This is a genomic window from Streptomyces sp. NPDC088810, from assembly GCF_044750305.1.
Lineage (GTDB): Bacteria > Actinomycetota > Actinomycetes > Streptomycetales > Streptomycetaceae > Streptomyces.
Map to the genome: position 1 here is coordinate 325,602 of NZ_JBIVJQ010000007.1, position 13,305 is coordinate 338,906.

General features: G+C 73.4%; 10 protein-coding genes and 3 tRNA genes. 5 read left to right on the forward strand and 8 right to left on the reverse strand.

All coding sequences use genetic code 11. The features are described from left to right. The first annotated feature begins 46 nt into the window (after positions 1 to 46). The 5 genes from ACIP4Y_RS23890 (at position 47) to ACIP4Y_RS23910 (ending at position 8,660) form a co-directional block, all read left to right on the forward strand. Positions 47 to 2,359, forward strand: coding sequence for a DNA polymerase III subunit gamma and tau (locus tag ACIP4Y_RS23890; protein WP_401396843.1), 2,313 nt, complete (start codon positions 47 to 49; stop codon positions 2,357 to 2,359). A 149-nt stretch (positions 2,360 to 2,508) separates the two neighbouring features. Next, the gene (gene purD, locus ACIP4Y_RS23895) at positions 2,509 to 3,768 is read left to right on the forward strand and encodes a phosphoribosylamine--glycine ligase (protein WP_401396846.1); all 1,260 of its coding nucleotides are present in this window, start codon (positions 2,509 to 2,511) and stop codon (positions 3,766 to 3,768) included. A gap of 273 nt (positions 3,769 to 4,041) precedes the next feature. Beyond that, the gene (locus ACIP4Y_RS23900) at positions 4,042 to 5,853 is read left to right on the forward strand and encodes a hypothetical protein (protein ID WP_401396849.1); all 1,812 of its coding nucleotides are present in this window, start codon (positions 4,042 to 4,044) and stop codon (positions 5,851 to 5,853) included. A gap of 335 nt (positions 5,854 to 6,188) precedes the next feature. Next, positions 6,189 to 7,688: a N,N-dimethylformamidase beta subunit family domain-containing protein gene (locus ACIP4Y_RS23905; RefSeq protein ID WP_401396852.1), complete on the forward strand. Its 1,500-nt coding sequence runs from the start codon at positions 6,189 to 6,191 to the stop codon at positions 7,686 to 7,688. Positions 7,689 to 7,760: 72 nt separating this feature from the next. Continuing rightward, complete coding sequence (locus ACIP4Y_RS23910) at positions 7,761 to 8,660, forward strand: phosphoribosylaminoimidazolesuccinocarboxamide synthase (RefSeq protein ID WP_358640972.1); 900 nt, start codon at positions 7,761 to 7,763, stop codon at positions 8,658 to 8,660. Between the two features lie 44 nt (positions 8,661 to 8,704). On the opposite strand, the gene ACIP4Y_RS23915 is transcribed toward ACIP4Y_RS23910, so the two are convergent. The 8 genes from ACIP4Y_RS23915 to ACIP4Y_RS23950 all read right to left on the reverse strand — a co-directional run bounded on the left by ACIP4Y_RS23915 (position 8,705) and on the right by ACIP4Y_RS23950 (position 13,232). Then, positions 8,705 to 8,777 (reverse strand) — tRNA-Gly (locus ACIP4Y_RS23915). 23 nt (positions 8,778 to 8,800) lie between these two features. Then, positions 8,801 to 9,415 carry a response regulator gene (locus ACIP4Y_RS23920; RefSeq protein WP_401396855.1) on the reverse strand — a complete coding sequence of 205 codons (615 nt, stop codon included), beginning with the start codon at positions 9,413 to 9,415 and terminating at the stop codon, positions 8,801 to 8,803. After that, on the reverse strand, positions 9,412 to 10,656 hold the full coding sequence (locus tag ACIP4Y_RS23925) for a sensor histidine kinase (protein WP_401396858.1): 1,245 nt from the start codon (positions 10,654 to 10,656) through the stop codon (positions 9,412 to 9,414). The genes ACIP4Y_RS23920 and ACIP4Y_RS23925 overlap by 4 nt, the downstream gene beginning before the upstream one ends. Positions 10,657 to 10,672: 16 nt before the next feature. Next, positions 10,673 to 11,461, reverse strand: a complete 789-nt coding sequence (locus ACIP4Y_RS23930; RefSeq protein WP_358640978.1) for an ABC transporter permease — start codon at positions 11,459 to 11,461, stop codon at positions 10,673 to 10,675. Continuing rightward, positions 11,458 to 12,396 (reverse strand): ABC transporter ATP-binding protein, encoded by a 939-nt coding sequence (locus ACIP4Y_RS23935; protein ID WP_358640980.1) that lies wholly within the window; start codon positions 12,394 to 12,396, stop codon positions 11,458 to 11,460. Before ACIP4Y_RS23935 ends, ACIP4Y_RS23930 begins: the two co-directional genes overlap by 4 nt. Before the next feature lie 126 nt (positions 12,397 to 12,522). Beyond that, positions 12,523 to 12,595, reverse strand: a tRNA-Gly gene (locus ACIP4Y_RS23940). Between the two features lie 80 nt (positions 12,596 to 12,675). Next, positions 12,676 to 12,747 (reverse strand) — tRNA-Gly (locus ACIP4Y_RS23945). Positions 12,748 to 12,914: 167 nt separating this feature from the next. Further along, entirely contained in the window at positions 12,915 to 13,232 is a 318-nt protein-coding gene (locus tag ACIP4Y_RS23950; protein ID WP_059249902.1) for an Lsr2 family protein, read from the reverse strand. Positions 13,233 to 13,305: the final 73 nt, after the last annotated feature.

Consider the following 13,305-nt stretch of genomic DNA (forward strand, 5'->3'; position numbering starts at 1 on the left):
CTGCGGGCGGAGCCCGTTGTCAGCGGGCGCCATTAACCTCGTATGCGTGTCGTCTCTCGCGCTGTACCGCCGCTATCGCCCGGAGACCTTTGCCGAGGTCATCGGGCAGGAGCATGTCACCGACCCGCTGCAGCAGGCGCTGCGGAACAACCGGGTCAATCACGCGTACCTGTTCAGCGGTCCGCGTGGCTGTGGCAAGACGACCAGCGCGCGCATCCTGGCCCGCTGCCTGAACTGTGAGCAAGGTCCCACCCCGACCCCCTGCGGCGAGTGCCAGTCCTGCCAGGACCTGGCCAGGAACGGGCCGGGTTCGATCGACGTCATCGAGATCGACGCGGCCTCTCACGGTGGTGTGGACGACGCCCGTGAGCTGCGCGAGAAGGCCTTCTTCGGTCCCGCGGGCAGCCGCTACAAGATCTACATCATCGACGAGGCCCACATGGTCACGTCGGCCGGCTTCAACGCGCTGCTCAAGGTGGTCGAGGAGCCGCCCGAGCACCTGAAGTTCATCTTCGCGACCACCGAGCCCGAAAAGGTCATCGGGACCATCCGGTCGCGCACCCACCACTATCCGTTCCGGCTCGTGCCGCCCGGCACGCTCAGGGACTACCTGGCCGAGGTGTGCCAGAAGGAGGACATCCCGGTCGAGGACGGCGTGCTGCCGCTCGTCGTGCGCGCCGGCGCCGGCTCCGTGCGTGACTCCATGTCGGTCATGGACCAGCTCCTCGCCGGTGCCGGAGCGGAGGGTGTGACGTATGCCATGGCCACCTCCCTCCTCGGGTACACCGACGGATCTCTCCTCGACTCCGTCGTCGAGGCCTTCGCCACCGGTGACGGGGCCGCCGCCTTCGAGGTCGTCGACCGCGTCATCGAGGGCGGCAACGACCCGCGGCGGTTCGTCGCCGACCTGCTGGAGCGGCTGCGGGACCTGGTGATCCTGGCCGCGGTTCCCGATGCCGTGGACAAGGGGCTCATCGACGCCCCGGCCGACGTCCTGGAGCGGATGCAGGCCCAGGCCGAGACCTTCGGCGCCGCCGAGCTGAGCCGCGCCGCCGACCTGGTCAACGAGGGCCTGACCGAGATGCGGGGCGCCACCTCCCCGCGGCTCCAGCTCGAACTGATCTGCGCCCGCGTCCTGCTCCCCGCCGCCTACGGCGACCAGCGGTCCCTGATGGCCCGCCTCGACCGCCTGGAGCGCGGCATCAGCTTCTCCGCCGGTGCCGGCGCGCCGGCCATGGGGTACGTCCCCGGCCCGGAGGCCCACGGCGGCGCCGTCCCGGCGGGTGCGGGTGCCGGTGGGGCGTCCGTGCCGTCCGTCGGGGGTCCTGCGGCGGCACGTGCCGCCGTCCGGGGCACGGGTGCTCCGGCCGGGCCCGGCGGCCAGGAGGGGCCCAGTGGCCCCGCCGGTCCGGGTGCCCCGGCCGAGCCGACCCCTGCGGCCCGGCCCGCGCCCGCCGCCTCCGCCGCTCCCGCGCCTACGACCCCCGCCCCAGCACCCACCCCACCGCCCAGCCCCGCCGCGCAGCCCCCCGCCCCGGCACCCGGCGCGTGGCCCACCGCCGCCGCCGTCGGCAGTGGCCGGCGCCCCGGTGGCTGGCCCACGGCCGCTCCGGCGGGCGGCCAGCAGGGTTCCGTCCAGGGTCCCGGCCGTGCGGCCCCGGCCCCGGCCCAGCCGCCGCAGCCCGCCCCCACGGCCCCCGCCGCCCAGCCCCCGGCCCCCGCCCCCACCGGCGGTCTCGACCCCCGCGCGCTCTGGCCGAACATCCTGGAGGCCGTCAAGAACCGCCGCCGCTTCACCTGGATCCTGCTCAGCCAGAACGCCCAGGTGACCGGCTTCGACGGCACCACCCTCCAGCTCGGTTTCGTCAACGCCGGCGCCCGCGACAACTTCTCCGGCAGCGGCAGCGAGGACGTGCTGCGGCAGGCGCTGGCCGAGCAGTTCAACGTGCAGTGGAAGATCGAGGCGGTCGTCGACCCGTCCGGCGGCGGCTCCGCCCCGCCCCCGGGCGGCGCACCCGGCTACGGCGGAGGCGGTGGCTACGGCGGCGCGCCCGCCCCCGCCCACACCGGTACTCAGGGCGGCGGCCACGGCAGTGCTCCCGGCGGTGGCTACGGCTCCCAGGCCGCCCCCCGCCCCGCGTCCGCCCAGCCGTCGTCTCAGGCCCCCACCGCCCACAGCGGTGCTCCGTCCGCCCCCGCACCCCGGCCGGCCGCCGCGCCCGAGCCGCCGCCCGTCGCCCCCGAGGACGACATCCCCGAGGACGACGACCCGGATCTGGACGAGTCGGCACTCTCCGGCCACGAGCTGATCGTGCGGGAGCTGGGGGCCACGGTGGTGGAGGAGTTCTCCAACGAGTGAGGGCCTCCAGGCCCCGGCCACGACGCCCCAGGAGCCCCCTCGGAGCCCCCTCGGAGCCCCCTTCCGGGCCCCTTCAGCGGCGTCTTTGGAGGAAGCTCCGAGAAACCCGGCCCCCGGTCTTCGGCAACCTTGCCATTAGGCTGACCCCCGTGAAGGTCCTCGTCATCGGCAGCGGCGCCCGCGAACACGCCCTGTGCCGCTCCCTGTCCCTCGACCCCGACGTCACCGCGCTGTACTGCGCCCCCGGCAACGCCGGCATCGCCGAGGTCGCCGAGCTGTACCAGGTCGACGCGCTCGACGGTGCCGCGGTGGCCGGGCTGGCCACCCGCCTCGGTGCCGAGCTGGTCGTCGTCGGCCCGGAGGCCCCGCTGGTCGCCGGCGTCGCCGACGCCGTCCGTGCGGTGGGCATCCCGGTGTTCGGCCCCTCGGGGGAGGCCGCGCAGCTGGAGGGGTCCAAGGCCTTCGCCAAGGACGTCATGGCGGCGGCCGGCGTGCCGACCGCCCGCTCCTACGTCTGCACCACCGCCGAGGAGATCGCCGAGGCCCTCGACGCCTTCGGCGCCCCCTACGTCGTCAAGGACGACGGTCTGGCCGCGGGCAAGGGTGTCGTCGTCACGAGTGACCTCGAGGCGGCCAAGGCGCACGCCGCCGCGTGCGAGCGCGTGGTCATCGAGGAGTTCCTCGACGGCCCGGAGGTCTCCCTCTTCGCCGTCACCGACGGCGTGACCGTCGTACCGCTCCAGCCCGCCCAGGACTTCAAGCGCGCCCTGGACGGCGACGAGGGCCCCAACACCGGCGGCATGGGCGCGTACTCGCCGCTGCCGTGGGCCGACCCGAAGCTGGTGGACGAGGTGCTGCAGACGGTGCTGCAGCCCACGGTGGACGAGATGCGGCGCCGGGGCACGCCGTTCTCCGGGCTGCTCTACGCCGGTCTCGCGATCACCTCGCGCGGGGTGCGGGTCATCGAGTTCAACGCCCGCTTCGGCGACCCCGAGACCCAGGTCGTGCTGGCCCGGCTGAAGACCCCGCTGGCCGGTGTCCTGACGGCCGCCGCCACCGGCAGCCTCGCCGACCTGCCGCCGCTGCGCTGGAGCGAGGACGCGGCCGTCACCGTCGTCGTCGCCTCGCACAACTACCCCGGCACCCCGCGCACCGGCGACCCGATCACCGGCCTGGACGAGGTGACCGCCGAGGACGCCCCGCACGCGTACGTGCTGCACGCCGGCACCCGGCAGGAGGGCGACGCGGTCGTCAGCGCGGGCGGACGTGTGCTGTCCGTCACGGCCACCGGCAAGGACCTGACCGAGGCGCGGGAGCGGGCGTACCGGGCGGTGGGCCGGATCCGGCTCGACGGCTCCCAGCACCGCACCGACATCGCGGCGAAGGCGGCGCGGTCCACGGGCGCCTGAGCCCGTCTGACCTGCTCGTACGACTCCCAGGCCCCGGACCCGCAATCCGGGGCCTGATCTTTGCTGTCTGTCACCCAGCTCTGACCAAAGCCATTCCATCGAGTGAGCAATCGCCCATACGGCTGACGGGGGCCGGGGCCCCAACTAGGGTGCCGCGCAAGCGTTCCGGCACTTGGCCCACCGGCATTGCGATGTCAGTGGCGGGTGCCACAGTGGGGGAGTGGACAAGACCAGGGCAGCACGCGATCGGCAGGGAGGGGGCGAGGTCGGCACGTGACCGGAATCGGTGTGGAGGCGGGCGCGCAGGCCGCGCGCTCCCGGGCCCTCGCCGTCCTGCGGGTCCGGGGCCGGGCGCTGGCCGTGGCCCTGCTGCCCGCGGGTGCCGCGGTGATCCTGCTGACCGGCGCCTCCACCGGCCATCTCGTCGGCCCGGGCTGGGACGCCGCCCGGTGGATCGTCGGCGTGCTCGCGGTGCTGGTGCTGCTGGCCGCGGCCGGTATCGCCGTGGTCGTGGCCCGGGCCCGCCCCGCCATGAGCCCCACGGTGCCGATCGCGGAGGACTCCGCCCCGGACCTGTACCGGATGGTGCGCGACCTCGCCGACCGCCTGGACGTGCCGGCGCCCTCGGCCATAGCGCTCACCCCGGACTGCGACAGCTGGCTGGAGGACCGGGCGCACTCGGCCCACGGGCCGCCCCCGCGTCCGGCACCCGACGAGATAGCGGGCCCGGGCCGCCGCCGGACCCCGGTCGCGCCGGTCCTCGTCATCGGCTCCCCGTTCCTGTGGTGGATGCGCGTGGGCGAGCTGCGCGCGGTCCTCGCCCCGGTCATCGCGGGTACGGGCCCCTCGGCGCACCCGGACATAGCGGCCGCCCGCCGCTTCGTGCGCGGTCTGGACGCGGCCGTGGCCGTCGCCTCGACCCCGGGCCGCTGTCCGCCGGTCCGCGGGCTGTGCGCGGCCCTCGGCTGGGTGGCCCGGCTGCTGCTGCGCGGCTGCCGCGAGCATGCGACGCAGATGGAGCGCGGGGTCGCGGCGGCGGCGGCCGAGCGCGCCCAGGCGGTGGACTACGGGTTGCGGATCGTCGCCCAGGAGCAGGTCGGGCTCGCCTACGCCGGCTGGGACCGGCTGCTGACCAGGGTGGCGCTGCCCGCCTGGCGCATGGGCCGCTGGCCGTCCCGGCTGGACGCGGGCGTGGTCGCCGCGCTCACCGAGCTGTCCCGCCGCGACCGGCTGGCCGAGGGCTTCACCTCCCGGCTCGGCGAGCGCCCCGCCTGCGATCTGCTGGAGGAGCCCGGCGCGGTGGACGAGGCGACCTCGCTGCTCGCCGCACGGCTCTTCCACGGCGGCCCCGCCGAGACCGGACACGACTGGGCGCCGGTGGACTGGCAGGCGTATCCGGAGGAGGTCGTCGACCGCACCTGGCGCACCGACGCGGCCCGCCTCCACCGAGTCCTGGACACCCTGGGCGTCCGCCCTTCCCACACCCCCGCCGGCCCCACCCTGGCCCGGGTCCTGGACCACCTGGCAGAAAAAGCCCCCCAGCCCGGCCGTCAAGCCGCCGACGGAGAGCACCCCCCACAGGGGCCATCCGCACCCGACGACGAAACCCGCACGGGTGGTGCGGACGGGAACACGGACGCCGAGAGCGAAGCCGAGGCGGCCCCGGCGGAAACCACCGGCGCGGAACCCGGCGCGGAACCCGGCACCCCCCGCAGCACCGCCCTCGCCGCAGGCCTCAGCGCCGAGCTGGCCCGCGAGGGCACGACGGCCGCCGGCCAGACCCCCGACAGCCCCCGGTGGGACGACTGCGACCTGCCCCCCTTCCCGCTGCAACCCCAGCGCACCGCCCGCGAACTCCTCGCCGACCACGTCACGGCGATGGTGTGCTGCGCGGCCGTGGACACCGCCGGCGCGGCCCCCGCCCTGGACTGGCTGGACGGCCCGTCCCTGCTGCTGGGCGGCGAGCGGGCCGCCGATCTGGCGCCCAGGGTCCGCAGCCTGATCGAAGAGGGAGACCCGGGCCCGCTGCGCGACTGGCTGGCCGCGTCCGGAATACGCCCGGAGAAGCCCGTGAGACTCGTCTGAGCCGACCGCGGACGGAGTCCGGTCGTCACCCACCGGCGCCGAGGCGCACCTCGCCACAGGCCCCCTGCAAGGCCGCCGCACGCGCCCCCGCAAGCCCCGCCTCCCCCGTCGTAACGGAAAGGCGACTTCCACTTCAGGTCAATTCGCAACGACTAGTGACCGGGCCCGTGCGTTATGTGATGTGCTGGGACCGACCACGCCTTTGGCAAAGGCATGCGACATACGACAGCACGACCGAGCACGACCGAGCACGAACAGCACACGAGCACACGACCACACCGAGAACAGTGAGCACCACCGAGACAGGCACGGGGGCATGAGGGAGGGGAGCGACCATGGCCTCGGACCACATCCGCCGCTGGGAGTCCGGAGCACTCGCGCACGCCGTCACGGACCCCTTCGGCCTGGGCCCGGTGCCCTGGCTGCGCGGCAGTGAGACGTACTTCGACGACACCGGCCACGTCGTGCCGTGGTACGTCGACCCCAGCCCGCAGCAGCTCACCGGCAGCGACCGGGCACGCGTGCCGGCGCCCCGCGCGGCCGGTGCCGGCCCCCGCGCGGCCGACGACGTGCACCGCCAGATCAAGGGCTTCACGTCCACCGGCGCCGTCGCGCCCGGCGAGGCGATCGACTTCCACATCACGGTCGACCCGCCGCAGGAGTTCAGCGTCGACATCTACCGCATCGGCCACTACGGCGGCGACGGCGCCGCCAAGATCACCACGAGCCCCCGGCTCTCCGGGATCGTCCAGCCGCAGCCGCTGACCGCCGACCGCACGGTCTCCTGCCACCACTGGTGGCTGTCCTGGCGCCTCCAGGTGCCCTCCTACTGGAGCATCGGCGCCTATGTGGCCGTCCTCACCACGACCGACGGCTACCGCTCCCACGTTCCGTTCACGGTCCGCGACGACCACCCCGCCGACCTGCTCCTGCTGCTGCCGGACATCACCTGGCAGGCGTACAACCTGTACCCGGAGGACGGCCACACGGGCGCCAGCCTCTACCACGCCTGGGACGAGAAGGGCCGGCTGCTCGGCGAGGCCGACGCGGCCACCACGGTCTCCTTCGACCGCCCCTACGCGGGCGCGGGCCTGCCCCTGCACGTCGGCCACGCCTACGACTTCATCCGCTGGGCCGAGCGCTACGGCTACGACATCGCCTACGCCGAGGCCCGCGACCTGCACGCCGGCCGGATCGACCCCACCCGCTACCGGGGCCTGGTCTTCCCGGGCCACGACGAGTACTGGTCGGTGCCGATGCGCCGGGCCGTCGAGGACGCCCGTGAGCGGGGCACCTCGCTGGTCTTCCTCTCCGCCAACACCATGTACTGGCAGGTCGAGCTGGGCCCGTCCCCCTCCGGCGTGCCGGACCGGCTGCTGACCTGCCGCAAGCGCAAGGGGCCGGGCCGGCCGGTGCTGTGGCGGGAGATCGACCGGGCCGAGCAGCAGCTGGTCGGCATCCAGTACGCGGGCCGGGTGCCCGAGCCGCACCCGCTGATCGTCCGCAACGCCGGCCACTGGCTGTGGGAAGCGACCGGCGCGCACGAGGGCGACGAGATCGCGGGCCTGGTCGCCGGCGAGGCGGACCGCTACTTCCCGCGCACCCCGCTGCCCGAGCACGACGAGCGCATCCTGCTCGCCCACTCCCCGTACACCGACAACGACGGCGTTCTGCGCCACCAGGAGACCTCCCTGTACCGGGCCCCGTCCGGCGCCTGGGTGTTCGCCTCCGGCACCTTCGCCTGGTCCCCGGCCCTGGACCGCCCCGGCCACGTGGACGCCCGTATCCAGCGGGCCACGGCGAACCTGCTGGACCGCATCTGCAAACGCGACTGACCCCCGGGCGCGCGCCCTATCACCCCCATACGGGAGAATCGAGGCACTTGGTCAGAACCACGGGGAGGAACCGTGTCCGGATTCGTAGAAAAGCCCGAGCCGATCGAGGTTCCGGGCCTGGTGCACCTGCACACCGGGAAGGTGCGCGAGCTGTACCAGAACGAGGCGGGCGACCTCGTGATGGTCGCCAGCGACCGCATGTCCGCCTACGACTGGGTTCTGCCCACGGAGATCCCCGACAAGGGCCGGGTGCTCACCCGGCTCTCCCTGTGGTGGTTCGACCAGCTCCGCGACCTCGCCGAGAACCACGTCATCAGCACCGAGCTGCCCGAGGGCGCCCCGGCCGACTGGGCGGGCCGCACGCTGATCTGCAAGTCGCTGAAGATGGTCCCGGTGGAGTGCGTGGCCCGTGGCTACCTCACCGGCTCCGGCCTCGCCGAGTACCAGGAGTCCCGTACGGTCTGCGGCCTCGCCCTCCCCGAAGGCCTCGTGGACGGCTCCGAACTGCCGGCCCCGATCTTCACCCCGGCCACCAAGGCCGAGGTCGGCGAGCACGACGAGAACGTCTCCTACGAGGAGGTGGCCCGTCAGGTCGGCGCGGAGACCGCCGCCCAGCTGCGCCAGGCCACGCTCGCGGTGTACTCCCGCGCCAGGGACATCGCCCGGGACCGGGGGATCATCCTGGCCGACACCAAGTTCGAGTTCGGCTTCGACGGCGACACCCTCGTCCTCGCCGACGAGGTCCTCACCCCGGACTCCTCCCGCTTCTGGCCGGCCGACCAGTGGCAGCCGGGCCGCGCCCAGCCCTCGTACGACAAGCAGTACGTCCGCGACTGGCTGACCTCGCCGGCGTCCGGCTGGGACCGCAGGAGCGAGCAGCCCCCGCCGGCGCTGCCGGAGGAGGTCGTGGCGGCGACCCGGCAGAAGTACGTGGAGGCGTACGAGCGGCTCACGGGCACCAGCTGGTCCTAGGGCACGAAAAAGACCCCGGTCCAGTGGACCGGGGTCTCATCCCGAGCGGACGACGAGGCTCGAACTCGCGACCTCAACCTTGGCAAGGTTGCGCTCTACCAACTGAGCTACGTCCGCAGTGCGCCGTGGCGCGAGAGCAACTATACCCAACCTCGCTCGCGTGCGAGACGCACCGCCGCATGACGGTTCTCGACGCCGAGCTTCGAGACGGCCGAGGAGAGGTAGTTCCGCACGGTCCCCGGCGACAGCGCGGCCCGCTCGGCGATCTCCGCGACCGGCGCTCCGTCGGCGGCCAGCTCCAGCACCTCGGCCTCCCGCGCGGTCAGCGGCGAGTCCCCGGCGGAGATCGCGTCGGCGGCCAACTCCGGGTCGACGTAACGGCCTCCGGCGTGCACGGTCCGGATGATCTCGGCGAGCCGCTGGGCACTGACGGTCTTCGGGACGAACCCGCGCACACCGGCAGCGAGCGCCCGTTTCAGATGCCCGGGCCTGCCGTGCCCGGTGACGATCAGCACCTGGCAGCCGGGCAGTTCGGCGCGCAGGGATGTGGCGACTTTCACACCGTCGGCGCCCGGCATCTGCAGATCGAGCACGGCCACGTCGGGTTCGTGCGCCCGGGCCATGGCCAGCGCCTCTGGCCCGGTCGCCGCCTCCGCGACGACCAGCAGGTCGTCCTCCAGGGACAGCAGCGCGGCCAGCGCACCCCGGATCAGATGCTCGTCGTCGGCGAGCAACAGCCGTACCGGAGCGCTCACGAGGTGACTCCTCTCACAGTCCTCAGGGGTACGTCCGCCACCAGCCGGAACCGGTCCCGGCCCGTGCCCACGACCCCCGCCTCCAGGGTTCCGTCCACGGCGGCGAGCCGTTCCCGCAGCCCGGCGAGCCCGGAGCCGCCACCACCGCCGGGCGCCCCGACCCCGTCGTTCTCCACTGTCAGCACCACATGGCCCTCGCGCACCGCGAGTTCCACCTCGCACCGGCCCGCGTCCCCGTGCCGCAGCACGTTGGTGGTCGCCTCGCGCACCACCCAGCCGAGCGCGGACTGCACCTCGGCGGGCAGTCCGCCGGTCGCCGCGCGCACCTCGCAGTCGATCCCGGCAGCGGTCAACACGCCCTGGGCACCGGCGAGTTCGACGCCGAGGTCGGCCTCCCGGTACCCGCGTACGACGTCCCGTACCTCGCGCTGGGACTCCTGCGCGATGCGCTGCACCTCGATCATCTGCTCCACGGCCTCCGGCCGCCCCCGCCGGGCCAGTTGCACCGCCAGCTCGCTCTTCAGGGAGATCACCGACAGGTTCCGGCCCAGTACGTCGTGCAGGTCCCGCCCGAACCGCAGCCGCTCCTCGGCGACGGCGAGCCGGGCCTCCACCTCGCGGGCCCGTTCGGCCTCCCACAGCACGGCCAGGGTCCAGGCACCGCAGCGGCAGGCGAGCAGCGAGAACACCGTCTGGAAGGCGACGATCACACCGGTCACGAGGATCCCGGCACCGTCGGGGTCGGCGAGCCCGACGGCCCCCATGAGCAGCACCGCGAGCAGCGCCGCCCCGCGCAGGAACACCCGTACCGGGACGGTGAGTCCGTAGAGCACGCCGAACGGCAGCAGGACGGCGCCGATCGCCAGCCGGACCACCGCCGGGTCGGCCGCGTCCAGTGCGGCGAGGGCCACGAGCAGCGCCAGCGCCAGCCCCAGCAGGACGGCCGGGACGCCGTGTGCCCGGGCCGGCAGCCGGGCGCGCCCCAGGTAGTGGTCGAGCGCGGGCCGGGTCAGCCGGTTCGAGGCCGCGCACTGCAGGGCCGCCACGAGGACGAGCAGGGCGCCGAGGACGAGGGCCACGGGCCGGTGGTCGAGTCCGCCGACCAGGGGGAGCAGCAGCCAGCCGAGCGAGAAGAACCAGGTCGTGCCGTACCAGGTGACGACCGTGTACAGCTCGACACGGTCCGCCTTGCTCCGCTCCCGCCAGTGCCGCTGCTGCCACCGCCGTATCCGCCCCACCACGCGCGCCCCCCGATCCTCAGCGCCGGGGTTCCCACCGGAACCACCGCCGTACAGCAAACACCGCCACCACGGTCCAGGCCAGCGCGGTCGCGAGGGCACCGAACGCCTCGTACGCGCTCAACCCGCCGGTCCAGCCCGCCCGGACGAGCCGGATCGCGGGGGACAGCGGGAGCAGCTCGCAGACGGAGGCGAGCTTTTCCGGCATGACCTCGGTGGGGAACATGATCCCCGAGCCCGTCATCGACACGAACACCAGCGGCAGCCCGGTCACCTGGCCGCTCTCCACGGTCCGGGTGACGGACGCGGTGAGGGCGGCGAGCGCGGCACTCAGCACCAGCCCGGCCGCCAGCCCCAGCAGGGTCAGGTACGGCGCCTTGGGCACCCCGGCGTGCAGCAGCACCGCGCATCCGACGCCCAGCACCACGGCCTGCGCGAGGCCCAGGGCCAGGGCGGGCAGGGCGGTGCCGGTGAGGATCTCGGTATCGGTGAGTTCGCCGGTGCGCAGCCGTTTGAGGACGAGTTCCTCGCGGCGGGCGACGTAGGCGTTGACGAGCGAGGAGTAGACGGCGAACAGGAAGGCGAAGCCGACCGCGGCCGTGAACATGGCGGCGCCGACGCTGATGCCCTGCTTCTCCAGGTCCAGCTGGTCCAGGGCCGGGCGGACGCTGAACGGCAGCGCGAGCGGTACGAAGAGCGCGGTGAACACGACCCCGCGGTTGCGGCCGAGGAGGGCCAGTTCGGCCCGTGCCAGCGCCCGCAGCCGTCGTAGGGAGGGCGTGAGGGTGCGCGGAGCGAGGGTGCTCATGCCGCCGCCTCCTCTGCCCGGGCGATGCCGAGGAAGGCCTCCTCCAGCGAGGCCGAGCGCACGTCCAGGGCGCGCAGTTCGACGCCGGCCCGTTCGGCCCAGGCGAGCACCGCGGTAGCGGTCCGCTGGAGTTCACGGGTGCGCAGCCGCACCACCCGGCCGTCGCTCTCGTGTCCGCAGACGCCGAGGTCGGCGAGGGGCGGCAGATCGCCGAGGAAGTAACCGTCGGGCAGTTCGAAGGACATCCGGGAGGGGCGGCCGGCGGTGACCTCGGCCGGGGTTCCGCAGGCGGCGATCCGGCCCTGGTGCAGGATGGCGAGCCGGTCGGCGAGACCCTCGGCCTCCTCCAGGTAGTGGGTGGTGAGCAGCACGGTGGTGCCCGCGTCGCGCAGACCGCGCACCAGTTCCCAGGTGTCCCGGCGGCCCTCCACGTCGAGCCCGGTCGTCGGCTCGTCGAGGAACAGCACCTCGGGATCGCCGAGCAGCGCGAGCGCCAGGTCCAGGCGCCTGCGCTCCCCGCCGGACAGCTGCTTGACCCGCACACCCCGCTTGTCCGTGAGCCCCACCAGCTCCAGGACCTCCGCTTCCGGCCGGGCTCCGCTGGTGCAGCCGGCCCACATCCGGGCGGTCTCGGCGACGGTCAGCTCGGCGGGGAAGCCGCCCTCCTGGAGCATCACGCCGGTGCGGGGCCGTACGGCGGCCCGCTCGCGGTGGGGATCGTGGCCGAGCACCCGGACCCGGCCGCCGGCCGGTGCCGCGAGCCCTTCCAGCAGTTCGACCGTCGAGGTCTTTCCGGCGCCGTTGGTGCCCAGCAGGGCGAAGATCTCTCCGCGCGCCACGGAGAAGGTGATTCCGCGTACGGCCTCGAACCCGCCCCCGTAGACACGCCTGAGGTCGGTGACCTCGATCACGTTGTCGTGTCCGTCGATGTTCATGACACCAGCGTTCCGGCAGCGCGCCCCGGTCGGCAGTGCACGGTGTCATCACTCGGCATGACAAATGTCAGGCCGGTTCCGGGCAACGAGAAGACCCCGGTCCGATGGACCGGGGTCTCATTCCCGAGCGGACGACGAGGCTCGAACTCGCGACCTCAACCTTGGCAAGGTTGCGCTCTACCAACTGAGCTACGTCCGCACTGCTCCCGATCGGCTCCCACCGATCGGTGCGAACACCAGCCTACCTGATCCACAACAGTGGTCGTGTCGGCGGTGCGGAGCGGGTGACAGGAATTGCACACTGCGCCTTCCCCCTGGAAGGGGGATGTTCTGCTACTGAACTACACCCGCACGGTCCTCGGGATCCGGCCTTTCGGCCTCGCCCCTCGGCGTGTCCCAGACATTAGCTGATCAGCAGGGGGGTAGCGCAAGTCGGCTCCCCTCCGGACCCGGTATGCCCCAAGTGCACGGTCCTCAGGGCCCGCTGACGGGCCCTGAGGACTCGCCCCTTCGCGGGCTCACTGCGCGGCGCTGAACGCCTCGTAGACCTTCTTCGGGATGCGACCACGGGCCGGGACGTCCATCTTGTTGGCCTGGGCCCAGGCGCGGACGGCCGCCGGGTCGGGGGCGACCTCCGTCTGCTTGTACGCCTTGCCGGACCGCGACCGCTTGCGGCCGGCCTCGACGTAGGGCGCGAGCGCCTTGCGCAGTTTCTCGGCGTTGGTTTCGTTCAGGTCGATCTCGTACGACTTGCCGTCGAGTCCGAAGGCGATCGTCTCCGCCGCTTCCGAGCCGTCGATGTCGTCAAAGAGAGTGACCACGACCTTTTGCGCCACGAATATCGGTCCCTTCGTGCGGAACGTCGTTACAGCTCAAGGCCGCCGACGTGCCGAGTATCGGCTATTGCCA

Bases quoted from the DNA above. Each gene is read 5' to 3' on its own strand.
- ACIP4Y_RS23905 (WP_401396852.1), top strand. From the start codon at position 6,189: ATGGCCTCGGACCACATCCGCCGCTGGGAGTCCGGAGCACTCGCGCAC.
- ACIP4Y_RS23930 (WP_358640978.1), bottom strand. From the start codon at position 11,461: ATGAGCACCCTCGCTCCGCGCACCCTCACGCCCTCCCTACGACGGCTG.
- ACIP4Y_RS23935 (WP_358640980.1), bottom strand. From the start codon at position 12,396: ATGAACATCGACGGACACGACAACGTGATCGAGGTCACCGACCTCAGG.